At 58.0% G+C, this 25,042-nt stretch carries 19 protein-coding genes; 11 read left to right on the plus strand and 8 right to left on the minus strand.

Annotated elements, in window-relative coordinates; genetic code table 11:
• The first annotated feature begins 136 nt into the window (after positions 1–136).
• From AC0QHF_RS01135 to AC0QHF_RS01150, 4 genes are all read left to right on the plus strand, one after another.
• On the plus strand, positions 137–532 hold the full coding sequence (locus AC0QHF_RS01135; protein ID WP_324702346.1) for a hypothetical protein: 396 nt from the start codon (positions 137–139) through the stop codon (positions 530–532).
• Positions 529–675, plus strand: a complete 147-nt coding sequence (locus AC0QHF_RS01140; protein WP_324702347.1) for a hypothetical protein — start codon at positions 529–531, stop codon at positions 673–675. Before AC0QHF_RS01135 ends, AC0QHF_RS01140 begins: the two co-directional genes overlap by 4 nt.
• Before the next feature lie 3 nt (positions 676–678).
• A complete protein-coding gene (locus AC0QHF_RS01145; RefSeq protein ID WP_324702348.1) occupies positions 679–912 on the plus strand; it encodes a toxin-antitoxin system TumE family protein in 234 nt (77 codons plus the stop codon).
• 243 nt (positions 913–1,155) lie between these two features.
• Positions 1,156–1,365: a hypothetical protein gene (locus AC0QHF_RS01150; RefSeq protein ID WP_324702349.1), complete on the plus strand. Its 210-nt coding sequence runs from the start codon at positions 1,156–1,158 to the stop codon at positions 1,363–1,365.
• Positions 1,366–1,523: 158 nt separating this feature from the next.
• Here AC0QHF_RS01150 and adhE read toward each other — a convergent pair whose 3' ends face one another.
• On the minus strand, positions 1,524–4,190 hold the full coding sequence (gene adhE / locus AC0QHF_RS01155) for a bifunctional acetaldehyde-CoA/alcohol dehydrogenase (protein ID WP_324702350.1): 2,667 nt from the start codon (positions 4,188–4,190) through the stop codon (positions 1,524–1,526).
• Here adhE and AC0QHF_RS01160 point away from each other — a divergent pair, their 5' ends adjacent.
• Positions 4,191–4,367 (plus strand): hypothetical protein, encoded by a 177-nt coding sequence (locus AC0QHF_RS01160; RefSeq protein WP_324702351.1) that lies wholly within the window; start codon positions 4,191–4,193, stop codon positions 4,365–4,367.
• 191 nt (positions 4,368–4,558) lie between these two features.
• Here the strand turns inward: AC0QHF_RS01160 and AC0QHF_RS01165 are convergent, their stop codons facing one another.
• Positions 4,559–4,900, minus strand: coding sequence for a hypothetical protein (locus AC0QHF_RS01165; RefSeq protein ID WP_324702352.1), 342 nt, complete (start codon positions 4,898–4,900; stop codon positions 4,559–4,561).
• A gap of 320 nt (positions 4,901–5,220) precedes the next feature.
• Positions 5,221–5,385, minus strand: coding sequence for a hypothetical protein (locus tag AC0QHF_RS01170; RefSeq protein ID WP_324702353.1), 165 nt, complete (start codon positions 5,383–5,385; stop codon positions 5,221–5,223).
• 264 nt (positions 5,386–5,649) lie between these two features.
• Here AC0QHF_RS01170 and AC0QHF_RS01175 point away from each other — a divergent pair, with 264 nt between their 5' ends.
• Positions 5,650–8,400, plus strand: coding sequence for a bifunctional acetate--CoA ligase family protein/GNAT family N-acetyltransferase (locus AC0QHF_RS01175; protein WP_324702354.1), 2,751 nt, complete (start codon positions 5,650–5,652; stop codon positions 8,398–8,400).
• Positions 8,401–8,524: 124 nt separating this feature from the next.
• Here the strand turns inward: AC0QHF_RS01175 and AC0QHF_RS01180 are convergent, their stop codons facing one another.
• From AC0QHF_RS01180 to gghA, 3 genes are all read right to left on the minus strand, one after another.
• The gene (locus tag AC0QHF_RS01180; RefSeq protein WP_324702355.1) at positions 8,525–9,211 is read right to left on the minus strand and encodes an inorganic diphosphatase; all 687 of its coding nucleotides are present in this window, start codon (positions 9,209–9,211) and stop codon (positions 8,525–8,527) included.
• Between the two features lie 287 nt (positions 9,212–9,498).
• Positions 9,499–9,726 carry a DUF7219 family protein gene (locus AC0QHF_RS01185; protein WP_324702356.1) on the minus strand — a complete coding sequence of 76 codons (228 nt, stop codon included), beginning with the start codon at positions 9,724–9,726 and terminating at the stop codon, positions 9,499–9,501.
• Positions 9,727–9,904: 178 nt separating this feature from the next.
• The gene (gghA, locus tag AC0QHF_RS01190) at positions 9,905–12,409 is read right to left on the minus strand and encodes a glucosylglycerol hydrolase (RefSeq protein ID WP_324702357.1); all 2,505 of its coding nucleotides are present in this window, start codon (positions 12,407–12,409) and stop codon (positions 9,905–9,907) included.
• A 418-nt stretch (positions 12,410–12,827) separates the two neighbouring features.
• On the opposite strand from gghA, the gene AC0QHF_RS01195 reads away from it, so the two are divergent.
• The 4 genes from AC0QHF_RS01195 to AC0QHF_RS01210 all read left to right on the plus strand — a co-directional run bounded on the left by AC0QHF_RS01195 (position 12,828) and on the right by AC0QHF_RS01210 (position 18,262).
• Entirely contained in the window at positions 12,828–13,556 is a 729-nt protein-coding gene (locus AC0QHF_RS01195) for an HAD-IIB family hydrolase (RefSeq protein ID WP_324702358.1), read from the plus strand.
• 100 nt (positions 13,557–13,656) lie between these two features.
• On the plus strand, positions 13,657–15,165 hold the full coding sequence (gene ggpS / locus AC0QHF_RS01200) for a glucosylglycerol-phosphate synthase (protein WP_324702359.1): 1,509 nt from the start codon (positions 13,657–13,659) through the stop codon (positions 15,163–15,165).
• A gap of 289 nt (positions 15,166–15,454) precedes the next feature.
• A complete protein-coding gene (glpD, locus tag AC0QHF_RS01205; RefSeq protein WP_324702360.1) occupies positions 15,455–17,188 on the plus strand; it encodes a glycerol-3-phosphate dehydrogenase in 1,734 nt (577 codons plus the stop codon).
• 87 nt (positions 17,189–17,275) lie between these two features.
• Positions 17,276–18,262, plus strand: a complete 987-nt coding sequence (locus AC0QHF_RS01210; protein WP_324702361.1) for an NAD(P)H-dependent glycerol-3-phosphate dehydrogenase — start codon at positions 17,276–17,278, stop codon at positions 18,260–18,262.
• On the opposite strand, the gene AC0QHF_RS01215 is transcribed toward AC0QHF_RS01210, so the two are convergent.
• On the minus strand, positions 18,259–19,491 hold the full coding sequence (locus AC0QHF_RS01215; protein WP_324702362.1) for a sensor histidine kinase: 1,233 nt from the start codon (positions 19,489–19,491) through the stop codon (positions 18,259–18,261). The two genes, AC0QHF_RS01210 and AC0QHF_RS01215, sit on opposite strands and share 4 nt — an antisense overlap.
• Before the next feature lie 157 nt (positions 19,492–19,648).
• Positions 19,649–23,338: a PAS domain-containing protein gene (locus AC0QHF_RS01220; protein WP_324702363.1), complete on the minus strand. Its 3,690-nt coding sequence runs from the start codon at positions 23,336–23,338 to the stop codon at positions 19,649–19,651.
• A gap of 287 nt (positions 23,339–23,625) precedes the next feature.
• Here AC0QHF_RS01220 and AC0QHF_RS01225 point away from each other — a divergent pair, with 287 nt between their 5' ends.
• Positions 23,626–24,954 carry a hypothetical protein gene (locus AC0QHF_RS01225; protein ID WP_324702364.1) on the plus strand — a complete coding sequence of 443 codons (1,329 nt, stop codon included), beginning with the start codon at positions 23,626–23,628 and terminating at the stop codon, positions 24,952–24,954.
• The last annotated feature ends 88 nt before the right edge of the window (positions 24,955–25,042 follow it).

Here is a 25,042-nt window from a genome sequence, read left to right on the forward strand (position 1 = left end):
ATTCTCAGCCGAGAGATGCGGGTTTTTACCATTATTGATAAGAGGGTCACACACCCTACATCTGGGGAGCGATCGCCGGTTATTGTCCCCTCCTATCATTTGTATGAATGTGTTAAAATAAAGAGCCGATCTATATTTGGGGATATCTACCCGCCAGTCCGACCAAGAACAGCAACAGGGGTGGATGTTATCGGTTTCTGCATCGGAAACTGTGAGAGCATCTTATTCATCAAACTTGAGGGGTATTATGAATCAAAAATTGATCCAATCTTTGGCCCAAGTTATTTTGTCGTTATCTGATGATGAACGGCAATATCTGGAACGAGAAGTCCAAAAGTATTCCCTGGAAAAACAGATGGAAAATTTGGAAGACAAACTAAATTTTTTTGAAAACAAATATCAGATGTCATCGACGGAATTTTATCAGCAATTCCAGGCTGGCAAACTCGGAGATTCAATCGATTTTTTTGAGTGGAATACTTATTATGAAATGCTAACTTTCACTCAAGTTAAACTCTCTGACAAAGTATGAATTTAGAACAATATATTGTTGCCGTTAAAGAAAAGCTGGTGAGTAGCCCAATCATTAGTGCGATCGAGATTGGTGATGAGCGAATTATCCTCGATCGCGGCTACTTTCGGGTTCGTTTGACCCTGATCAACAGCGACTTTTGAGAAATGGCTGAATCATTCACCCTTCAAAACAACCAAATTTTAACGTTAGATTATCGCTACCAATGGATGGATCACTCCAAACAAGTCCTGAGAAAACGCTGGGATAGTGTCAAGCATTTTCCGGATTTACCCAATTTTCCCCATCCTGTTCATATGGGTTCAGAAATCAACGTCGAACCGGGTCAATCTCGAAATATTTTAGAGTTTATAGATTTTATGGAATCTGAGTTAAGCTAAACTATTCCTATATTTGTGCTAGAGGGTCACACACCCTACATTTGGGGAGCGATCGCCTTTCTCTGCACTGGTAGCGATCGCTGGCAGAAACAGTTGGGTTCATAGGTTTTCTTGCGGAATTGGGCGATCGCGTCAAGCTTCACGCTATAATGTTCAAGTCCCCGCTCCCACTTCGAGCGCTAAACGCCATAAAAAAGCAAAGTCAGGCTCAATTTTAATTCATTAATAAAGAGTGTTAACAAGATGACAAATCGCGAACAGTTGCTCCAAGAAATTCAGGAAGCGCCAGATGATTTGGTGCCAACTCTCCTCGATTTTTTACATCGGGTGAAGGCAGTCCGAGAACAACACCCCCTGGCCAAGTTTGCCGGAATTTTAAGTGACTCCGAGGCAGAGGAGATCTGGCAAGCAATTATCAAAGATTGTCGGCAGGTTGATGAAAATGAGTGGTGAGACGGCTTTGGACACATCGGTTGCAATTCGGTTTTTGAATGGCGACGATACTGTAACAGCCAAAAAGGGAACGCACCATCATCATTTTAAAGCGAAAACCGCTATAAAACCCCCCTCCTCAAAAAGGAGAGGGGCTGAAAAATAAAGGGACAGAACAATTATCCGCCCATCATCACCGGTTGCGGGCCAAACTCGGGGAACACCGTCTGACCGTTATTCTCCGGCGCCACCACCGGGCGCCCGTAGTAGGAATCCAGGATCAGTTGCTTGAGATCTTGAATGAGAGGATAACGGGGATTGGCCCCCGTACATTGGTCGTCGAAAGCCTGATCTGCCACTTCATCGACTTTAATCAAGAACTCGGCTTCGCTTTCCTTGACCACATCCTTCATGGCGGCGGGGATGCCGACTTTCCGCTTCAATTCGTCGATCGCCAAAATCAGCCGATCCACCTTTTCATCCTCCGTCTCGCCGCCCAGGTGCAGGTAATCCGCAATCCGGGAATAGCGCCACTTCGCATTGGGATATTTATATTGGGAGAACGTCGCCTGCTTAAACGGCGCGTCGGTGGCATTGTAGCGGATGACATGGGTAATCATCAGCGCGTTAGCCAGACCGTGGGGGATGTGGAAAGTCGCACCCAACTGGTGGGCCACCGAGTGGCAGATGCCCAGGAAGCCGTTGGCGAAAGCCATTCCCGCCATCGTGGCGGCGTAGTGCATTTTCTCCCGCGCCTTGGGATCGTTGGCACCATTTTCGTAGGCACTCGGCAGGTATTTGAAAATCAGCCGAATCGCCTCCAAAGCCATGCCGTTGGTGTACTCAGATGCCAGCACGGACACGAAGGCTTCCGTGGCGTGGGTGAGGGCATCGACGCCGCCGAAAGCGGTGAGACTCTTGGGCATATTTAACACCAACTCCGGATCGACGATCGCCATATTGGGAGTCAGGGCGTAGTCGGCCAGGGGATACTTGATATTGTTGCGGCGGTCCGTGACGACGGCAAACGGCGTCACCTCGGAACCCGTTCCCGACGTGGTGGGGATGGCGACCATCATCGCCTTTTCTCCCAACGGCGGCAACTCGTACACCCGCTTGCGGATGTCCATGAACCGCATCGCCAGACCCTCAAATTCGATGTCGGGGTGTTCGTACATCAGCCACATGATCTTAGCCGCGTCCATCGGGGACCCGCCGCCGATGGCGATGATGACATCGGGCTCAAAGGTATTCATCAGGGTCAACCCCCGCTGCACCGTATCCAGGGAGGGGTCGGGTTCGACGTCGTAGAAGACGTCGTATTTGAGGCCGATCTCCTCCAGAACCGCTTCCAAAGTGGCAGTGATGCCCAGGTCGAACAGGGGTTTGTCGGTGACGATGAACGCCCGCTTCCGGCCGATCAACTCCCGCAGGGCCACCGGAAGCGACCCGTATTTAAAGTAGATTTTCGGGGGAACCCGGAACCAGAGCATATTTTCCCGCCGTTCCGCCACAGTTTTGACGTTCATCAAGTGGTGGGGTTCGACGTTTTCGCTGATGGAGTTGCCGCCCCAAGTCCCGCATCCGAGGGTGAGGGAGGGGTCGAGGCGGAAGTTGTAGATGTCGCCGATCGCCCCCTGGGAAGAGGGAGTGTTGATCAGCACCCGGGCCGTCTCCACCTTGTCCTCGAACCGCTTGATGTGTTCGGTATTGCGGGGGGAGGTATAGAGGGCGGCGGTGTGGCCGCGTCCGCCCAATTCCACCAGGCGTTCAGCCTTCTCGACCGCATCCTCGAAGTCCTGCGCCCGGTACATGACCAGGACGGGGGACAGTTTTTCGTGGGCGAAGGGGTCGTCGTCGTCGATTTCGGGGCGTTCCCCGATAATCACCCGGGTATTTTCGGGCAGGTCGAGTCCGGCCATTGCGCCCAACTTCGTCACCGGCTGGCCGACGATTTCCGGGTTCAGGTGGCCGTCAACGAAAATGACATCGGCCATGCGATCGGTTTCCTCGGGGGTGAGGAAATAGGCGCCGCGGGCGATAAATTCAGCCCGGACGCGATCGTAGATGGAATCCACCACCACCACGGACTGTTCGCTGGCGCAGATCATGCCGTTGTCGAAGGTCTTACTGAGGATAATGGAGGATACCGCCATTTTGATGTGGGCGGACTCGTCGATCAAAGCCGGGGTGTTGCCCGCCCCCACGCCGAGGGAGGGGCGTCCGGAGGAGTAAGCCGCCCGCACCATCCCCGGGCCTCCCGTGGCGAGGATCAGCTTGATATCGTGGTGCTGCATCAGCGCCTGGGAGAGGGGGACGGTGGGTTCGTCGATCCAGCCGATGATATCTTCGGGCGCCCCGGCTTCGGCCGCCGCATCCCGGACCACCCGCGCCGCCTCGTTGGTGCATTTGCGGGCGCGGGGGTGGGGGGAGAAAATGATGCCGTTGCGGGTTTTCAGGGCGATCAGGGCCTTGAAAACTGCGGTGGAGGTGGGGTTGGTGGTGGGGACGATGCCGGCCAGGACGCCGACGGGTTCGGCGATTTTCTGGAACCCGAAGGATTTGTCTTCCTCGATCACCCCACAGGTTTTTTCGTGTTTGTACTTGTTGTAGATGATTTCGGAGGCGAAGTGATTTTTGATCACTTTATCCTCGACCACCCCCATGCCCGTCTCTTCCACAGCCAGTTTCGCCAGGGGGATGCGGGCGGCGTTGGCGGCCAGGGCCGCTTTCTTGAAGATGTGGTCGATTTGCTCCTGGGAAAAGCCGGCGAAAGTCTGCTGCGCCGCTTTCACCCGTTGAATGAGGTTCTCTAGCTCTTCGATGTTGGTAACTTTGTTAACCATGTGGGTGCCTCTGATAGGACAGTTGCCGAGGGGATAGATGATTTCACCGATCATCTTATTTCAGATGCCGAGAGTGGTGTAGCTTTTACAGTTATTCTTAAGATTGTTTTCAACAATATTCCGGGGGCGATCGCGAAAGCGGCGATCGCCGGGATGGTGCGCCGAGATTCAATCTGACTAGGGTAGCAAAAAAAAATTAAAACGGGAACCTCTCAAGTGTTGATTTCACGATCGCCGGGATGGGGGGTCGGAGAATTCCGGTAACAGGATATACCGTCTAACTCCGTCAAATTCCCACAACAATCGGGCGGAGGGTCCCCGCGAGACTCTCCGCCCGGTCGCCAACAGCGATCGCTTTTTCATTCGTTTTAACGGGGCAAAATGGGCGTGGCTCTCAGGGGCAGCACCCCGGATTTCATCCGCTCGTGAATCAGATAATTGACCTGCTCCAAGAACCGCCAGATCACCAACATTTTCGCCAGCTCGTCGGCGCAAATCTCCCGGTCGGCGATCGCGGCCGTTTCTCGACTCGCGGGCAGACCCGTCACCTGCAAAATTTGTTTTTTAATTTGCACGATACTTTCCGGGGGAAAAACGCCGTCTAAGTGGACGCGCAGCACCTTGCGACCCCAAAAGGTGCTCGAAACCGCGAGGCGTTCCAACTCGACTCTCATCCATCGACGGTGCGCTCCGAATTTTGCGATCAACATCCTCCGCCCAATTTCCACTCGAATCGAGCAATTTTAACCCGACTCGATCGCTCGCCAGACCCCCATTGATAGACGGGCTATCTGCCTAAACGACCGACGGCTTTGAGCGACTCTGTAGCCGGAAATTCTCCGATCTTAAATCGTTATAAAAACATCCACAGTTTTCATGAGTTTATTGTATGATCGCCGACTTGACAGCCGTCAATATTTTATGACAAAAGTTTTCAATTCTTAATATATTGCAACGGACAAAATCGCCGTCCCAATTCTGGAGAAACGGCAACATCGATTCACGAAAATTTACAAAACCGACGGGGCGTTTACATCATTTTAGAATAGCCGGCAATTCGATGCCCGCGCCGGGGTGAAACGGAAAGGGCGATCGCATCAATTTCAAGGGACTGACACCGCGATCGCGCCCCTCCGACCCGCATTTCAATGCAATGTCCGTCCCATTTAAAATTTAAAATTGTATTGCGGGACACCGATTCAGGCCGTCAAAAATTAAACTTTTTTTAACTTAGCGATCGCCTCCTCACAACTTCCCAAAAATGAGTCCCGGCCGCCCCCCGCCGGCCCGTCTCCGAGAACCCCTATCAACTTAGAAAAATTCCAATTTATCTGGCCGGTTGGAATCAATGCGGACTATACTTGTGAATAAATACTCCCCCCACCCCCATCGGACACCCGATCCCCAACTCGACCCCAACACAACCCGTCACAGTTGACACGACAACGAGGAATGGTTTATGCAGGCCACCCCATCCCGAACCACCGATCCGGCTCATGACATCCTACGCTACGAATATCAACCCCTCAGCGCCATCTTCTCCCCCAAAACCGTCGCCGTCATCGGGGCCACCGAGAAGCGCAACAGCGTCGGCCGTACCCTGCTCTGGAACCTGATCAGCAATCCCTTCGGGGGAACCGTTTTCCCAGTCAACCCCAACCGGGGCAGCGTTTTGGGCATCAAAGCCTACCCGAGCATCGCCGAAGTCCCCGAACCCGTAGACCTGGCGATTATCGTCACCCCGGCCCCCACCGTGCCCGACGTGGTGCGCCAGTGCGCCGCGGCCGGGGTCAAAGGCGCCATCATCCTGTCGGCCGGGTTCAAAGAAATCGGCCCGGCCGGGGTGGAATTAGAGCGAGAGATCCTCGAATGCGCCCGCCGGAGCCAGATGCGAATCATCGGCCCCAACTGCCTCGGGGTGATGAACCCCATCTCCGGACTCAACGCCACCTTCGCCAGCGCGATGGCCATCCCCGGCCACGTCGGCTTCATCAGCCAAAGCGGGGCCCTGTGCACCTCCATTTTGGACTGGAGTTTTCAGGAAAACGTCGGCTTCAGCGCCTTCGTCTCCATCGGCTCGATGCTCGACGTCGGTTGGGGCGACCTGATTTATTACCTGGGGAACGACCCCAACACCACCAGCATCGTCATCTACATGGAATCCATCGGGGACGCGCGATCGTTCCTGTCCGCGGCCCGGGAAGTCGCCCTCACCAAACCGATCATCGTCATCAAAGCGGGCCGCACCGAAGCCGCCGCCAAAGCCGCCGCCTCCCACACCGGCGCCCTGGCCGGGAGCGACGACGTTTTAGATGCCGCCTTCCGACGCTGCGGGGTGCTGCGGGTGTACCACATCGCCCACCTGTTCTCCCTGTCCGAACTGCTGGCCAAACAGCCCCGCCCCAAAGGCCCGCGGCTGACCATCCTCACCAACGCCGGCGGGCCGGGGGTGCTGACGACGGACACCCTGCTGGTCGAAGGGGGAACCCTGGCCCAGCTCTCCTCGGAAACCACCGAGGCCCTCAACCAAGTGCTGCCCCCCCAGTGGAGCCACAGCAACCCCATCGACATTTTGGGGGACGCAGACCCGGAACGCTACGCCAAAGCCTTTGAAATTGCCGCCAAAGATCCCAACGGGGACGGCCTGCTGGTGATCCTGACGCCCCAGGCGATGACCGATCCCACCCAGACCGCCGAACAACTGAAGTTCCACGCCCTGCAGGGCCGCAAAAAACCGATCCTCGCCAGTTGGATGGGGGGGGCGGAGGTGGCGGCGGGTGCCAAGATCCTCAACCAGGCTAACATCGCCACCTTCCCCTACCCGGACACGGCGGTGCGGATGTTTAATTATATGTGCCGCTACACCTACAACTTGCGGGGGTTGTACGAAACGCCGACGGTGGCGGTGGCTCAAGACCATTTGTTCACCTTTGAAACGGCCCGGGATTTGATCGAAAAAGTCCGCCAAGACGGGCGCACCCTGCTCACCGAGTTCGAGTCCAAACAACTGCTCGCGTCCTACGACATTCCGATTGTGGAAACCCGCATCGCCCGCACGGCGGAGGATGCGGTAGCCGCCGCCGAGGCGATCGGTTATCCGGTGGTGCTGAAGTTGCTCTCGGAAACCATCACCCACAAAACGGACGTGGGGGGGGTGAAGTTGAATTTGAGCGGGGCGGAGCAGGTGAGGGGGGCCTTTGAAGCGATCGCCACATCCGTGGAGAAAAAAGTCGGCGCCGAGCACTTCCAGGGCGTCACCGTCCAGGAGATGTTGCAATTGGACGGCTACGAATTGATAATCGGCAGCAGCCTCGACCCCCAATTCGGCCCGGTGCTGTTATTTGGCACGGGGGGGCAACTGGTGGAGGTGTTCAAAGACCGCACCTTGGCCCTGCCGCCGCTCAATACCACCCTGGCGCGGCGGATGATGGAACAGACCAAAATCTACAAAGCCCTGCTGGGGGTGCGGGGGCGGCCCCCGGTGGATATCGAAGCCCTGGAACTGCTGATGGTGCGCTTTTCTCATCTGGTGGTGGAGCAGCCCTGGATCAAGGAAATCGACATCAACCCGCTGCTGGCGTCCGAAGATCGGCTGGTGGCGCTGGATGCGCGGGTGGTGCTGCACGACCCCGACACGCCGGAAGCGCAACTGTCCAAACCGGCGATCCGCCCCTATCCCCATCAATACGTCACCCGCTGGGTTTCTCAACAGGGGACGGCGATCGCCATCCGCCCCATCAGCCCGGAAGACGAGCCGATGGCCGTCAAGTTCCACGAAGGTCTGTCGGAGGAGAGCGTCTACCTGCGCTACGCCCACCTGATCAAGCTCAGTTCCCGGGTCGCCCACGATCGCCTCTCCCGCCTCTGTTTCATCGACTACAACCGCGAGATGGCCCTGGTCGGGGAATACGCAGACCCGGAAACCGGAGAGCGACAACTAATCGGGATCGGGCGACTCAGCCGGGTCTACGGGACCGACGACGCCGAATTTTCCCTCCTCGTCAGCGATGCCTTCCAGCGGCAGGGGTTGGGGACGGAGTTGCTCAAACAACTGCTGCACATCGGCCGCGAGGAAAAACTCAACCGCATCGTCGCCGAAATTTTGACTGACAACCGGGTGATGCAGCACATCTGCGAAAAGCTCGGGTTCACCCTCAAACGGATGATCGGAGAGCCGATGGTGCGGGCGGAACGAATAATTAACAATTAACAATTAACAATTAATCATTAATAATTAATAATTGTTGATGCGGTTCGATTCTGCAATTGGGGCGCTCGGCTTGCGCCCCTACGATTCCCGACTCCCGATTCCCGACTCCTGATCTCTGGCGCTTTCAATTCAAATTGGCGCTATAGGCGTTGACGGCCGTTTCCAAAATTTGTTGGGCTTCTTCCCGTTCCGCGTAGCCGAGACTTTCGATTTCTCCGGGTCCTTTATAATTGGCGAACCAGGTTTCGACGATCGCCGCGGCCCCCGGAAACTGCTCCTCCAATTCGGCGATGGAATCGACTTCGTAGAGGGGGGTATCGACCATCACGGCGATCAGTTTGTCGTCCTGTTCGCCGCCGTCGAGGAGTTTGAGCACGCCGATCAATTTCACCCGCACCACCGAACCCCGTGGCACCGCCGGACCGAGAACGATCGCGTCGAGGGGGTCGCCGTCCCCCCCCATTTCTGAGGGCAGCAAAGATTGGGGGATCATGCCGTAGTTGCCGGGATAGCCCAGGTAGCGGACGACGCGGGGCCGTCCGTCTCTCATTTCCCACTCCAAATGTCCGTCGGACTTGGACACCTCCCACTTGGCGACCGTTCCGGTGGGAATTTCGACCACGACATTGACGGTCCCGTCGGAATTGCTGGGGGAATAGTCCGTCAGAAAACTGGTGGGGCCGACGATGGTATATTCGTCCACCATTTCCAGGTCGGGGGCGATCGCTTCGGCTACAACCCGCTCCGATAACAAGTTGTAGTTGAGGGCGCCCATCGCAATTGCCAGACCGAAATTGAGCAGCCGAGACATAGTTTTGTTATGAGTTGTGGAATAGTCGTTATGTTAGCTCAACTCCGCCGCGATCGTACCCCGAATTGAAAATTGAGATCGCCACCCGATAGTCCCTCGGGACGGGTATGCGGCGATCGTCTCCCCCGCCGCCCGCGACCTTTTCCGCCGGGACGGACCCTGCTCCGGGTTCCCACCTCGGCGGGACGGCCCGCGGCCGTTCCCGGGGATGGGATGTCGATCAAATGCGCGGCAAAAAAAAGGGATGCCCTCGCATCCCCGCCATTTTATTGATATCAAAAATAGTCTCAACTTTTCTCAATTTTCAGTTGTTTGTGTGCCTTTTTTAGTTGTTTAAAGCCCATTTTAATTTGCTCGTAAGATTCGGAGGAGGTGATTTTACCCCCCGTTTGCAGAGCGGCGACATAACTGACGTTTTGGGCGAATTCTTGCAGAGTCGCGTTGAACAGAAAATTTTCGGGTTTGTCCGGGCCTCGATAGCGATATCGGGGATTGACAAAATTGTTAAGTTCCATGACAGCCACCAAAGCGAAAAATAAATTTTTCTAAAGTTTATGTTAGGCCATGCAATCCGATCAGATTGAAGTTTCCATTACCATTCCTTTACCTTCACTTTAACATCAACCCCCGGAAAATCAATATGCCTGAGATCACACCAATTTTCAATCCGCCTCCGGGGGGATGGATCGGGCGTCACTTTCCCGCTTGGGGAACCAACAACACCCCCTGACTATCTTTGAGTTCAAACCGGTTCAAATCCGCCAGGTTGTCGTCCAACTCGACTCCCGGAGAAGCGATCGCCACCTTCCATTCCGACAGGTCCAGGGCCAGCCACTCCCCGACGGCGATCGTCATCGGGGAGCCCCCCATGTGAGCCACCATCACCACCCGATCTTCCTCGCGGTAAGGATTTCCCCGCACCCCGTAAAACACCGTCCGGGTGTCGTCGCCGATCTTGTGAAACTCGTCCGTTCCCATCAGGTTCTGACGCAGCCAGATGCGATCGCGGCGGAAGCGGCGCAGCTTCCAGTTGAAGTGCGTCTGCACGGGATTCAAATCCTTCGCGTAGTGGGAAACATTGCACAGCTCGTAACAATCCTCCATAAACTTCAGGGCGAATTCCTTCAGCTTCTGAATGTCGAGGTCCTTCAGAAACGCCACCATCTCCGGGCGATTCATCTGCTTCCAATACTCGATGTCGCACTGTTCCGTGGACTCTCCCAAACAGGCCTGACAGGCTTCCACCACCGTCGGCAGGTGGTAGTCGGCGTCCGCCATCCCCCGCTGCAGCGCCTTCCCGAACTCCTTGAGCTGCTCCAACTGCTCGAATCCCAGCGCTTTCAAACGCGGAAAGACATAGTCCCGCCCGTACAATTCCGGAGTCATCTGCCAATCCAAAAACCCGATTTCTTCCGACACCACCTTCACGCCGTAGCGCTCATCCGTGTTGCGGAAAAACATCCAGGGCGCCCGGGTGGTGGCGTTGATGAAATCCATCGGCAAACCGGGACTGAAGCCGTACACCCACAGCGTCACCGCCCGGTTGTCGTAGCCATTTTTCAACACCTCCAGCAACGTTTCGCCCAAATTCCAATTGATATCCTGCTCCAACTCCACCTGATTGCCCCGGCGCACCGTATCGTGATTGGCGCACCCGGTGATCCAATTTTCCCCCTGGTACATCACCTCGCAAACCCGCCGCCATTTTCGCTCCCAAAATCCCTTCAATGTCGGCGTGTTGTGGGCGAAGATCAGCGGTCCCCACTGGAACGAATCCGGGCGCAGTTCGATCAGGTCGCGGTAGGTGGAGATTTCCTCCCAGCCCTCCTCCGGCCAGGGTCGGCCGTCCTCGAAAATGGTGAACAGCAGCCGCTGGTTGCCCCCGATTTCCTGGACGACATCGCTCATCGCCAGTAGGTAGGCGTCGTCTTGTTCCACAAAACCGGTGAGGGGGTTGAAAAAGCGGAAATCCTGTCCGCCATCCACGCGGATGCCGTCGGCGCCCGTGTCGATCTTACGGCGCTGCATTTCCAGCAAGATCGCCCGCACCGTCGGCAATTGGTGGTTCAAGTCTTGGCCGTACATATTCGGCCCCTTGAGAAACTGGTGGTTGAGGAGCAGTTCCGACTGGTTGTCGGCGTGGCCGAAGACCAGGTCGTAGATGAGTTGAATCGGACCGGCGGAGAAGTTGTGCAACGTGGCGATAAAATCCACCACTTCATCGGGGCGGACACTGCCGAGGAGGGCCGGGTTGGTGGCCGAAGACGCCAATATCGGCACGTCGTAGCCCCAATCTTGGGTGTTGGGTTTGGTGAGGTTGATTTCGAGGGTTTCGCCATCTTCGGAAACGAAGGCGAAAAACTCACTTTCCGGGCTGTACTCGTCCCGGTATTCGATGGGGGGTTCGATGGGGAGGAGCTGCACGGCGCCATAGCCGACGTAGTTTTCCTCCATCGGGGTGAGGGGGATATTTTGGGCGAGTTTGTCGGAAATTCTGCCGTACAGGCGCGTCAGGCCCTCCAGGGTGCCTTCGGCGGTGGCGGTCCCGACGTGCAGTTGCAGGATATTTTTGGGGGGGCGGACGCGGGGAATTAATCGCGGGTTGGGCAGGGCCGTGATGTCGTCGTCGGAATTGTCGAGGGTGGGGTGGCGGGAGGTGCCCCGGCGGGCGAAATATTCGAGGTCGGCGCGGGTGGCCTGGAGATTTTCCATGTCGTAGAGTTCGGCCGGACCGAAGACGCCGTAGGGGATGGAGTAGGCGAGGGGGTCGCGGATGGCCTGGAGTCGGTCAGCCTGATCGATGTAGCGCAGCCAGTAGAAGGAACCGACGCGATCGCGGCTCCCGGGTTCCATGCCTTCGATGATGCCCCAGTGGTATTCCCCTTGCTGTTTGAGGTTGAGCCGTTCCCGGCGGAAGCGGACGACCTGCCGTTCGGCCCGCAGATCGATCGCCTCCAGGGGAGTGAGGACTTCCAGGTAAATTTCCAGTTTCCGCATCACCTGGGAGGTGAGTTTGGGCGTCCAGAACCCGATCTGGGTGAGTCCGTCGCCCAGCCAGTGGGCGCCGAGCTTGCGGGTCAGGATTTGCGCCTTTTCAAAGTAGGAGGCTTTGGAGCGTTCGACCGTCGCGGCCCAGGTTAGCAAATTTTGGGTTTTCTCTTCGACCAGTTGGACTGAGGGTTGTGTTGTCGTTACCAAGGCTGCCCTTCCCTTTTCTCTCGACTCGACTGTTTTCGGATTCCAGTCTAACCCAATCCTCCGACGGGTCCGGCTCGGCGGCGGCGATGACACGCGGATCGCGATCGCCCCGGGATCTGTCCTCACTCCTGGGATAGATGCGAACGGAGATTAAGTTTTGTTACACTTCTAGCAGCGGATTGCAACCGTGAGGTTAAGGTGATCGGGTATAGTATAAGCACAATTGTCAATCGAAATGTAGTTCATTAGACGGTGCGGCCCGGTCGGAGGCATTGGCGAATTACGATCGGCAAGTCGCCGCCGCCCCTCTCACTCAGCCGGCTCCGGAAAACATTTGCTGCGAGGTAGAAAGACGACTCCGAACCGGAGTTTGACAACTAACCGTTTGACCGGCACCCGTTGTCAACAGACAGTTGTGATGGCATCAAAAGACCACCTAATTTTAGCGACAGACCTGGACGGGACCTTTTTGGGGGGTTCCGAAGGGCAGCGCCGTGAATTTTACCAATACATCCAAACCCACCGCGATCGCCTGCAACTGGTCTTCGTGACGGGACGCACCCTCGCCGCCGTCGAGCCGCTATTCGAGGAACCGGATTTTCCCCGCCCGGACTACATCATCGCAGACGTGGGAACGACCGTTTTTGACGGCACCCTGACCCCTGTAATCGAGATACAGGAGTGGATTGCCGCAAAGTGGGGAAATGCCGGTGCCCAAGTCCGGGAGCTTTTGGCGGGCGAACCGGGACTCGAACCGCAGGAGATCGATCCCCAATATCGAGTTTCCTACTACTACCGGCCCGACGAGTTGCGATCGGCGACCCTCGAAAAAATTGACCGGGCCGGGTTCGAGATCATCCGTTCAGCCGATCGCTTTTTGGATGTCGTCCCCCGGGGTATCGCCAAAGGCCCGACCCTGATGAAACTGCTCTCGATGTACCGGCGGGCGGAAGATCGGGCGATCGCGGCCGGAGATACCCTGAACGACTGGTCCCTATTTGAAACGGGACTCAAAAGTATTGCCGTGGGAAACTCGGAACCCAAACTTGTCGAGAAAATCCAAACAATGAAAAACGTTTATCACAGCCCCCACCCCGGGGCGGCTGGAATTTGGGACGGCTTGAAACATTACGGCGCCGTGTTCTAGCGTCGCTTCAACCGTCGCCGAATCGATCCGCTCGGGCGATTTCAGACCGACGAGATCGATTCCCAATTTCGCAAACCCAAACCTTTAGATGAGAGCAATCATGAAATCTTCACTCGTCATCCTCTACCACCGGGAACCCTACGACGAAGTCATCGAAAATGGCAAAGTCCACTACCGTGCCAAAAAAAGCCCCAACGGCATCGTCCCCACCCTGAAAAGTTTCTTCGCCAACGTCAACCAAGGCACCTGGGTGGCGTGGAAACAGGTGACGGCCAAACAAAAGGCCGACTTCCAAGAGCGGGTGACGGTGGAAGACGAGGGCAACTACGCGGTGCGCCGCATCGCCCTCACCCCTGACCAGGTGAAACACTTCTACCACATCACCTCCAAGGAAGCCTTCTGGCCGATTTTGCACTCGTTCCCCTACCATTTCACCTCCGAAACAGCCGACTGGGAGAACTTCCAGACGATCAACCGCCTGTTCGCCGAAGCCGCCTGCGAGGAAGCCGCCGACGACGCCCTGATCTGGATTCACGACTACAATTTGTGGCTGGCGGCCCGCTACATCCGGGAACTGAAGCCCGACGCCAAGATCGCCTTCTTCCACCACACCCCCTTCCCGTCGGTGGACGTGTTCAACATCCTCCCCTGGCGGCAGGAAATCGTGGAAAGTTTGCTCTGCTGCGATATCGTCGGCTTCCACATCCCCCGCTACTCGGAGAACTTCGTCAACGTCGCCCGCAGCCTGTGCGAGGTGGACATTCTGAAACGCGAACCCGTCCCGGAACATATCACCCCCGTGGGGACTGCCTTGGCGGAGCCGGAAGTGGTGAGCCAACTCAAATATAAAGGTCAGATCGTCAACATTGATGCTTTCCCGGTGGGGACCAACCCGGGATTCATCGAGTCGGTGTTGGAGAAGCCGGAAACCCAGGAACGGCTGCAAGTCATGGGGAACGAACTCGGCGGGCGCCAACTGATGATCGCCGCGGGCCGGGTGGATTACGTCAAGGGCAACCGGGAGATGCTCGAAGCCTACGAGCGCCTGTTGCAGCGTCGCCCGGACCTGCACGGGAAGGTTCAGTTCGTGATGACCTGCGTCTCGGCCGCGGCCGGGATGCGGGTGTACAAGACGGCCCAGCACCAGATCGAGCAGTTGGTGGGTAAAATTAACGGCCGCTTCGCCAAATTGGACTGGATTCCGACGTTGCTGTTCACCCAGCCGATCCCCCTGTCCGAGCTGTTCTCCTACTACCGGCTGGCGGACGTGTGCTGGACGACGCCGCTGCGGGACGGGTTGAACCTGGTAGCCAAGGAATACGTCGTGGCCCGGGGCGATCGCGGCGGAGCCCTGGTACTCTCCGAATTCGTCGGGGCGGCGGTGGAACTGCCCGAGGCGATTTTGACCAACCCCTACTCCATCAAGAGTATGGACGAGGCGATCGAACAAGCCCTGGCCATGCCCGCCGAGGAGCAGAAGCAGCGGATGGCAAAAATGCGCGAAACCGTCGTCAAATACGACGTCAAATGCTGGGCCGACCACGTCTTCGAGCGCTTCGAGTCCCTACAGCACCAGACGGCGGGGGACAAAGAAGTGGTTTCGGTGTGAACCGTCCGCCCCGTTCCGACTGGCCGGCTCGAAAAAGTCGCGCTATCGTGCAACTGAATACCCGAAGTTGCCGGGAAATCGGAGAACCCGTCCGCGACGGGCCGAAACGCTCCCATGAACCGGCTCGGGTCAGGTTTCGAGTCAGAAATATCGGAGCCGTCTGATTTGGGAACCATCAGGGTGAGGTTGGCGAGTTGAAACCTGTCGGCTCACCCGATCGCCGTTTTCGCGGGTGACACCGCCAATTCTCGACCTGGCATCGAAAAATTGATAACCGATCGAAATTATCATGCGAGATTTTCAAACCATTCAAACGCAACCCTACGATTTGATCGTGATCGGAGGCGGTGTCAACGGTGCGGGTGCGGCCCGGGATGCGGCGCTGAGAGGTCTGAAAACCATCCTGATCGAAAAGGGAGATTTTGCCTCCGGGACGTCGAGTTGGTCTACCCGCCTCGTCCACGGGGGGTTGCGCTATTTGGAGTATTTTGAATTTCCCCTGGTGCGGGAGTCCCTCAAAGAGCGGGAAATCCTGCTGCGGACGGCCCCCCACCTGGTCAAACCGCTGTTGTTGACGGTCCCGGTGTACGGCGGGCGATCGCGCCCCTACTGGAAAATCTGGGCGGGCATGATCCTCTACGATATCTTCAGCTACGACAAGACCCTCCCCACCCACCGGATGCTCCCCAAAACCAAATTCCGGCAGTTGTTCCGCTCCCTGGACATCGAAAATCTCAAGGGGGGCGCCCAATATTACGACGGACAAGTTGCCCACGCCGAGCGGCTGTGTCTGGAAAATATTTTGGCGGCTTCGGAAGCCGGCGCCACCGTCCTCAATTACGCGGAAGTGACGGGGCTGCGGCGGGAAGGGAAGCGGATCGGCTCCCTGCAGTGTAAAGATGTCCTCACGGGGGAACCCTTCGAGGTGAAGGGCAGCGAAAAAGCCGTCGTCATCAACACCTCCGGACCCTGGGTCGATCGCATCTGCGAGTTGGGCCGGGAAAAAGAAGTCGCTTCCCCCCTGTCCCAAAAGCGCCACATCGGCGGCACCAAGGGTAGCCATATCATCGTCGATCCCTTCCCCGGTGCCCCGGAAACCTCCCTCTACGTCGAGGCGAAATCCGACGGGCGCCCGTTTTTTATCGTGCCCTGGCTGGGGATGTACCTGATCGGCACCACGGATATTTACTTCAACGAGAATTTGGACGCCATCAAAGCCGACGACGACGAAATCGATTATCTGCTGCGGGAGACGAACGGCATCATCCCCACGGCGGAACTGTCCCGCCAGGACGTCAAGTTCACCTACTCCGGCGTCCGCCCCCTGCCCTACGTCGATCCGAACAAAAAGACGGCCTCCATCAGTCGCAACCATATCCTCTACGACCACAAAAAAGACGGGGTGGAAAACCTGATTTCCCTGATCGGCGGGAAGCTGACCACCTACCGGCAGGTAGCCGAAGAACTCGTCGATGCCAGTTTCCGGAAGATGGGGCGATCGGTTCCCCCCTGCCAGACGGACAAAAAGCCCCTGCCCGGTGCGATTTTGCCCGACGATTCCCGCCTCGGACAGGCGCTGTTCGACTACCGCCCCCGAGTGCCCCTGAAGTCGATCCACCATCTCTTCTCGATGTACGGAGCTCGGGCTGTGGAGGTGCTGCAACTCACCGACGAGTACCCGGAGTTGGCGGAAAAAATTACCCCCGCCCTGCCGGATATCAAAGCGCAAATTATCTACGGGGTGCGATCGGAGATGGCCCACACCCTGGTAGACCTGACCCGGCGCCGGACGACCCTGGCCATGCACGCTCGCTATGGGTTGGAGTTGCTGCCGGTGCTGACGGAAACCCTGCGGAAGTACGGGGGTTGGAGTCCAGAACAGTGCGATCGCGAGGTGGCGGCGTACCATGACTATATGAAGCGCAACTGCATTCCGGACTATGAATTGCCGGCCCCGGAATTGCCGGTTCCGGCGGAGTCCGGGCGATCGCCGGGTGAGGAACCGGCTCAAACTCCCTGTTAAAATTTCGGCTGTGGGAAAAGTCCCCATTCCCCATTCCCCATTCCCGACTCCCCATTCCCTACTCCCTACTCCCTATTCCCTATCCCCATGACTACCAATCTAGCGACAGAAGCCAACGAAACCTTTTCAACACTCCTCAACGCCGAACCGGCTACCCTGGCGGTTTTAGGTGCCGGGGCTTGGGGATCGGCCCTGGCCGAGTTAGCCGGCCACAACGGCCACCAGATCCAGATGTGGTCCCGCCGTCTGGGCAACACCCTCGAAGAAGTGGTCGATGGCGTCGATCTGATCGTCTCGGCCATCTCCATGAAAGGGGTGGCGGCGACGGCGGCGAAATTGCAGGAAATCGGCATCCCCGAACACGTCCCCATCGTGACGGCGACCAAGGGACTCGACCCCGAGAGTACCCGTACCCCCTCCCAAATTTGGGAGGCGGATTTTCCCGACCATCCCATCGTCGTCCTCTCCGGGCCGAACCTGTCGGCGGAGATCGATCGCCACCTGCCGGCGGCGACGGTGGTGGCCAGTTCCGACCCGGCGGCGGCCGAAGCGGTGCAGAAGGTGTTCGCCTCCGGTTTGCTGCGGGTGTACACCAGCAACGACCCCATCGGCACGGAGTTGGGGGGAACCCTGAAAAACGTGATCGCGATCGCCTCGGGGGTCTGCGACGGCCTGGAATTGGGCATCAACGCCAAATCCGCCCTGCTGACCCGCGCCCTGACGGAGATCATCCGCATCGGCACCCACCTGGGGGGGCAGACGGAAACCTTTTTCGGCCTGTCCGGGTTGGGGGATATGTTAGCAACCTGCAACAGTGCCCTGAGTCGGAACTACCGGGTCGGCTACGGCCTGGCCCAGGGCAAAACCCTGGAGGGGGTGTTGGAGGAACTCGGCAGCACGGCGGAGGGGGTCAACACCACCAACGTGCTGATCGAAATTGCCAACCGGGAAAAAATTCCGACCCCCATCTCCCGGCAAGTGTACCGCCTGCTCAACAATAAAATCACGCCCCAGCAGGCGGTGGAGGCGCTGATGGAGCGGGATCTGAAGGCGGAATTCTGCGATATTTTTTAAGAGTCCGGGGGGGTCTGCCGGCGGGGGATTTTGACGGTGAACGTCGCCCCCTTCCCCGGCTCCGAATCGATGTCGAGGGTGCCGCCGTGGTTTTCGACGACGATCTGGCGGCTGATGCTCAATCCCATCCCCGTCCCCACCCCCGGCGGTTTGGTGGTGAACAGGGGTTCAAAGATGCGATCGCGCACGTCCGGGGAAATGCCGCCGCCGTTGTCGCCGATCCGGATCGCGATTTGGGGCGGTTCGGAGTCGGTTTCCTGCCCGATGTGAATCCGAATTTCCGGGTCGAAATCGGCGTCGCGCTCCCGACAGATATCCAAACTGTCGATCGCGTTGCTCAACACATTCATCAACACCTGATTCAGTTGCCCCGGATAGCACTGCACTTCCGGCAGTTCCCCGAACTCTTTCACCACTTCGATGGGGCGGCCTTTTTTGCCCTTGAGTCGCGCCTGCAAGATCTGCAAAATATCTTCGAGTCCGGCGTGGAGGTCAAAGTTTTTCAGCTCCGAATCCTCTTCCTTGTAAAAATTCCGCAGGCACTGCACCAGGTGGCGAATGCGATCGGTTCCCGTTTTGATGGAGTCGAGGAGTTGGGGAAAATCTTCGAGTAGAAATTCCAGGTCGATGTCTTCGATTTGATCTTGAATTTCTTCGTCCGGCTCGGGGTAATGCTCCCCGTACAACTGCACCAATTCTATCAGATCTCCGGCGTAATCTGCGGCGTGGTTGACGTTCCCGGTCACGAAAGAAACTGGGTTATTCAATTCGTGGGCGATGCCGGAAACCATCTGACCCAGACCTGACATTTTTTCGCCGTAAAAAAGCTGGGTTTCGGCCCGTCGCAACTGTCGGTTGAGGCGGTTGATTTTCAAGCCACAGCGCACCCGCGCCAGCAGGCCGTCAATTTCGATCGGTTTCGTCATCCACTCGTCTACCGTCGATTCCGAGGCGGCGAGGCGCTCGTCCATCTGTTCTTGAGCCGTCAGCAAAATAAAAAAGGTTTCGGCCAGGGGGGGGCGATCGCGGATCTGTCTGCACACCGCCAAACCGTCCGTCTCCGGGAGCATCCAGTCGCAAATTATCAGTTCCGGCGAGAGTTTTTCCGCCCATTCGATCGCCGCGGTGCCATCTCCGACCGCCGTGACATCATGCCCCTGTTCTTCGAGGGCATTCTGCAAAATCAGTTGGGTTGTGATGTCGTCATCGACAACTAAAATTGTCGCCATTTTTGGTATCAAAATTGAGTGAGTAACAGCGGGGAGTGAAATGGGAAATCGGGGACTCAGAACAATTGACCCTGATCAATTATCAATTGTCAACTCTCAACGATCAATTGATTTCCCCATCTCGACCGTAAACCACAGACCACCCCGACGTCCACCCTCAAGTCTCCGAAAATTCCCGCCGGATGAAGGTTTCAGCCCGGTCGAGCTGTTCTTGAATGGAAGCGATCGCGCCCCGGCAACCGTCCGCATTTCGAGCCCGAGCCTTCTGTTCGAGTTCCAGGGCCAGGGGGGGAAGGAGGCACACCCCCACGTTGCCGCTGGCCCCCTTGAGTCGGTGAGCGATCGCGGCCAGGGACTCGAAATCTTCCGCCTCCATCCCCTCCCGCAGCCGCCCCAAGTCCTCCCGAGCGTTGCCGACGAAGGCCGTCAGCAACTTTTGCTGAAATTCCCGCCGGCCGCGGGAAATCGACTCCAGCCGTTCCCAGTCTAGGGGGTCGGCGGATTCGGGTTCGGTGTCCGGAATCCGGGGTTCGGAATCGGACGGCGGGGGGGACCCGCCCCGGATGCGGCCCGCCCAGGTTTTCAACTTTTGCTCCAACTCCTCCTGGGCGATGGGTTTGCTAATATAGTCGTCCATCCCAGCGACCAGACACTTTTCGCGGTCCGCTGGCATGGCGTGGGCCGTCAGGGCAATGACGACGGTGTGGCGATCGCTTCCCTCCCGTCGCCGCAGTTCCCGGGTCGCCGCGTAGCCGTCCAAGCGGGGCATCTGACAGTCCATAAACACAATATCGTAAGGGCGATCGCGGACTCTTTCCAACACCTCTTCCCCATTTTCCGCCAAGTCCGCCGAGCATCCCAGCAAACTCAACTGATTTAACAGAACTTGTTGGTTGATGGGGTGATCTTCGGCCAGCAAAATCTGCACGTCCAAATCCGCCGGTGCCTCCTCCCCCCGGAGGCCGTCCGAAAATCCGCGATCGGCGTCCCCGCCGCGCCGCGAGTGCAAATCCACCACGTCCCCCGCGATCTCCGAAGCCATCGCCGTCAGCAGGGCGTCGAAGAGTCGGGAGGCCCGCACGGGCTTGATCAGGTAGCCGGTGGCGAGTTCCCGCTCCAACCACGGCTCCACCGAATTGAGCCGGCGCATAGAGGTCATCAACACCAATTTGGTGTCTTGCAGTTCCGAATCCGTGTGGATGACTTCCGCCAAATTTTCCCCGCTCCCCATCAACAAATTTTGGTCGAAAATCGCCAAATTGAACGGTTTCCCGCGGCGGGCGTCCCGGCGCAAGATCTGCAGTGCCGTCTCCCCGTCCGCAGCCTCCGACCGGTGCATCCCCCAGGATTGCACCAAATACCGCACCGACTGCCGGACGCTGGCGTTGCCGTCCACCACCAGCAGCTTCAACTCCGTCAGCGTTTTGGGCAAATCGGGGATGGAGACCGTTTTGGGTTGGGAAAAGGGCAGGGTGAACCCGAACGTCGTCCCTTCCCCGACCCGACTTTCCACGCCAATTTCTCCCCCCATCACGTCCACGAGTTGCTTGCAAATCACCAATCCCAAACCGGTCCCCCCGAATTTGCGGGTGGTGGAGGCATCAACCTGAGAAAACGCCTCGAACAGGCGGGACTGAGCTTCCGGGGGGATGCCGATGCCGGTGTCCTGCACCTGGAAGCAGAGGGTGGCGGAGGCGGGGTGGGCATCGGGCGATGATCGCCGGTGGCGGTGGACACGCAAGGTGACTTCCCCGGTGGCGGTGAATTTGATGCCGTTGCTCATCAGATTCAACAGCACCTGACGGAGCCGGCCCGGGTCGCCGCGCAGGTAGCGGGGGACATCGCGATCGACGATCGCGGCCAGTTCGAGCCCCTTTTGGTCTGCCTGGGTGGCGAGGAGATCGATGATGTTCTCCAAGCACTCCTCCAGGTCAAAATCCAACTCTTCGAGTTCGATCTCCTGGGCTTCAAGTTTGGAAAAATCCAGGATGTCGTTGATGATCGCCAGCAGATGATCGGCGCTGGTGCGGATGGCCCGGACGAAATCCTGCTGCTTGGGGTCGAGGTCAGTTTTGAACAGCAGCCCCGTCATCCCCAGAACCCCGTTCATCGGCGTCCGGATCTCGTGGCTCATGTTGGCGAGAAATTGGGATTTGAGCCGGGAATTTTCCAGGGCAGCTTCCCGAGCCCGCACCAATTCGTCAATGGGGTGGGTCGCGATGACGACACCGCCGACTTCTCCGGACGGGGTGTGCCAGGGGTGGATCGCCCAGCGGAAGTAGCCCCGGGAAGCGTCGGGATAGTCGATGGTATCTTCGGTGCAGGAGAGCACTTCCCCGGCCAGGGCGCGACGGTGGACGTCCCGCCACCGTTCGGGGATGTGGGGGAAAATTTCGTAGTGGGAGCGGCCGACGAGGGATTCTGCGGGCAGGTCGTAGTCTTTCAGCCAGCGATCGCTGTAGGCGAGGTAGCGCATATTGCGGTCGAGGATGGCGACGGCGACGGGGGCGTTGGTGATGATGTTTTGGAGTTGCCGCCGTTCCTGCTGGAGGGCGCTGGCTCGCAGTTTTCGGGAGGTGACGTCCCGCTGCACCGAAACCAGGTGGGTGAGTCGGCCGTCGCCGTCGGTGACGGGAGAGATGCTCAGGTCGGCCCAATATTTGGAGCCGTCCCGGCGGTAGTTGACCAGTTCCACCTGGATGGACTGGTTGCTCTGGGACGCCGCCAGGATGCGGTGGAGTTGTCGGCGGTCGGTCTCCGGCCCGTGGAGGACGGCGGGGCTTTCTCCGATGATGTCTTCGGGGCGGTAGCCCGTCAGGCGGGTGAAGGCGTCGTTGACGTAGACGATGCGGAAGTCGGCGGGATCTCCGTGTTCGCATTCGGCGATCGCGATCGCGTCGCTGGTACGGCTGACGGCCGATTCGAGCAACCGCAGCCGTTCTTCGGCCCGCTTGCGGTCGGTGATGTCGGTGCAGATGCTGCCGATCCCGTCGGGAACCCAATTTTCGTCAAACAGGGGAAACTGAACCGAGAGGAAGGTGCGGAGTTCGTCGGGGCAGGGAATTTCTTCTTCGATTTGCACGGGCACGCCCCCCTCCAAAACGGTCTGCTCCCCCATTTGGAAGGTTTCGGCCAGGGGCGGGGGAAACAGGTCGCGGTGGGTGCGGCCGAGAATTTCGGCGGCGGGGCGGTTGAAGAGGATTTCGCACTGGCGATTGATCAGGGTGAAGCGGCCGCGGGTGTCTTTGACGTAGATGACGGCGGGGGAGTTGTCCAAAATGGCTTGCAGTTGCGCCCGCTGCTGTTGGATGGCGGTTTCCATCGTCGCCCGCTCTCGGATTTGTCGCTCCAATTGGATGACGGTTTTGTGGAGTTCGGCTGTCTGTTCTTTGACTTGGAATTCGAGTTCCGATTTGGCGTTCTGGAGGGTGGTTTCGATTTCCCGCCGTTCCCGGACTTGGGCTTCGAGTTGCCGGTTGGCGGTGTTCAACGCCGTCGGGTTCGGCCCGCCCCCGGCGGCGGGGAGCAGGCTCACGAGGCGCCCGACGATCGCGATCGCGGCCAGGGAGGCGACGGCGTGGGCGGCTCCCATCAGGGCGGGATCGGCTCTCAATCCGGCCGACAGGGCAGCCGTGCCGCCGCCGATCCCGGAAAGGGCGAACAACAGGATCGTCCCGATGTAGGGGAGCTCCCGGTGCCTGTGGACAATATAAATGAGCAGCGCCGCGACAATGTAGTTGGCGATTCCCAGTAAGACAGCCGAACCCTGCGACCACGCGATCGCGCCGGAAAACCATATCCCATTGGCCGGCGAAAATGGGAGGATGAGTTGACTTACGATTGCCATGGGTCTCGAATCTATCAAAAAGTCCGTCGGAAGCAGCAATGAATTTTTGGCGATGTTGGCCGACTCGGGAGGCGATTCGATTCGACCGGTGAGGCGATCGCTTCAGCCCCGACGTCCCCCTTAAGGATGAACCGCCCTTCCCACTCCCACATCTACCTTGGGGAATAATTGACAATTGATAATTGACAATTGATAATTATCAATTCCTCGCTTTTTCCGACTCACCCCCGCTTCGACCTGGGCTATGTTGGAGGAAGCAGGAGCATTTCAGGTTTGGAGGCAGGTCAATGGGACGACTTTCCGATCGCGCGTTTGAAATTCTCGCGGCCGAGGTGAAACGCCTGGGGCAAAACGATCCGGCGGGGGACGTGAGCCGGCAGATCGGGATGCGACGGTTGGAAAAGATGCGATCGCAGCCCGGAGAACGCCTCACCCGCGCCGAAATCGCCGGCCTGCTCGACGATCAGTTCCCCAATTTTAACCCGAAAGTCCTCGACCGCGCAGCCCGGGCCAACCGCCCGGCGGGTCTGATGTCGAAAGTCACCTGGGGGGGCGCGGTGCTGGCGGGATTGGCGGGATTCGTGTGGGTGGCGAATCTGCCCTACCCGATGATCCGGATGCCGGTGGCGAAGACGGCCCCCCTGCTGCTGCTGCCGAGTTACATGAGTATGGATTATAACTACCGGCGGGCGATCGCTTTGGTGGAGCAGGCGGATCAGTTGGTGAATCAAGCCACGGCGGCGGAAGATTTGGATCTCGGCGCCGAGAAGTCCCGACGGGCCCAACAACACCTCGACAAGTTGCCCGTCTGGTTTTTGGGATATTATCCAAAAGCGTACTGTTCCTGGATGGGATGTACCTGGAAGTTTACGTTGGATGAGTACGAGAGTGCCCGCAAGAAAATCGGCCGCATGGAGGCGCAGATTTTCCAGGAACAGAACGCCCAGACGGCCCTGGCGGCAGCCGAAGAAGCCTTGAAACTCGCCCGGGAACAGTTCGACGGCGCGGCGGATGTCACGGGGGAAGAAGCGGCCATCCAGGCGTGGCAGGCGGCGATCGACGAACTCCGCGGCATCCCCCGAGAAACCCTGGCCGGAAAGACGGCCGGACAAGCCTTGGAGGCTGCCGAGCGGGATTTTCGGCAGGAGGTGGGGTTTGTGGCCGGACGGTTGCAGGGCGACACGTTGATCGAAGCGGCGCAAATTTTCGCCAGCCAAGCGGCCAACGATGCCCAAAATCCCCCCCACACCGCCTCCCATTGGCGGCAGGTTTTGCAACATTGGGACGAGGCGATCGCCCGGTTGGAACAGGTGCCCCGGGACAATCCCAGCTATCTGGACGCGCAGAAAAAATTGGCCGAATACCAGTCCAACCGGGGGGCAATTCAACGGCGGCTCGAAGACGAGGAGGCCTCGGTGAAGGCGATCGAGCGATCGCAAAAATTGATCGCCGAGTGGCGGCAACTGGTCAATTCCGAAAATCCCAGTTTGTCAACTTTGAACGGACATCTGGCGGAAATTATTTATACGTTGGAGTCGGTCAAACCGGGGACGACGGTGAACGCCCAAGCGCAGGATTTGCTGCAAAAAGCCCGTCACACCCGCAGCAATTTGTAAACACACTCTTCGCCCATTGCTATAGATGGGTGGGAATGCACCGTTGCCGACTCGATTTGATAGCAACGAGCCGGCCCCGCCCGCGCGT

This window comes from Lyngbya sp. CCY1209 (assembly GCF_055795065.1).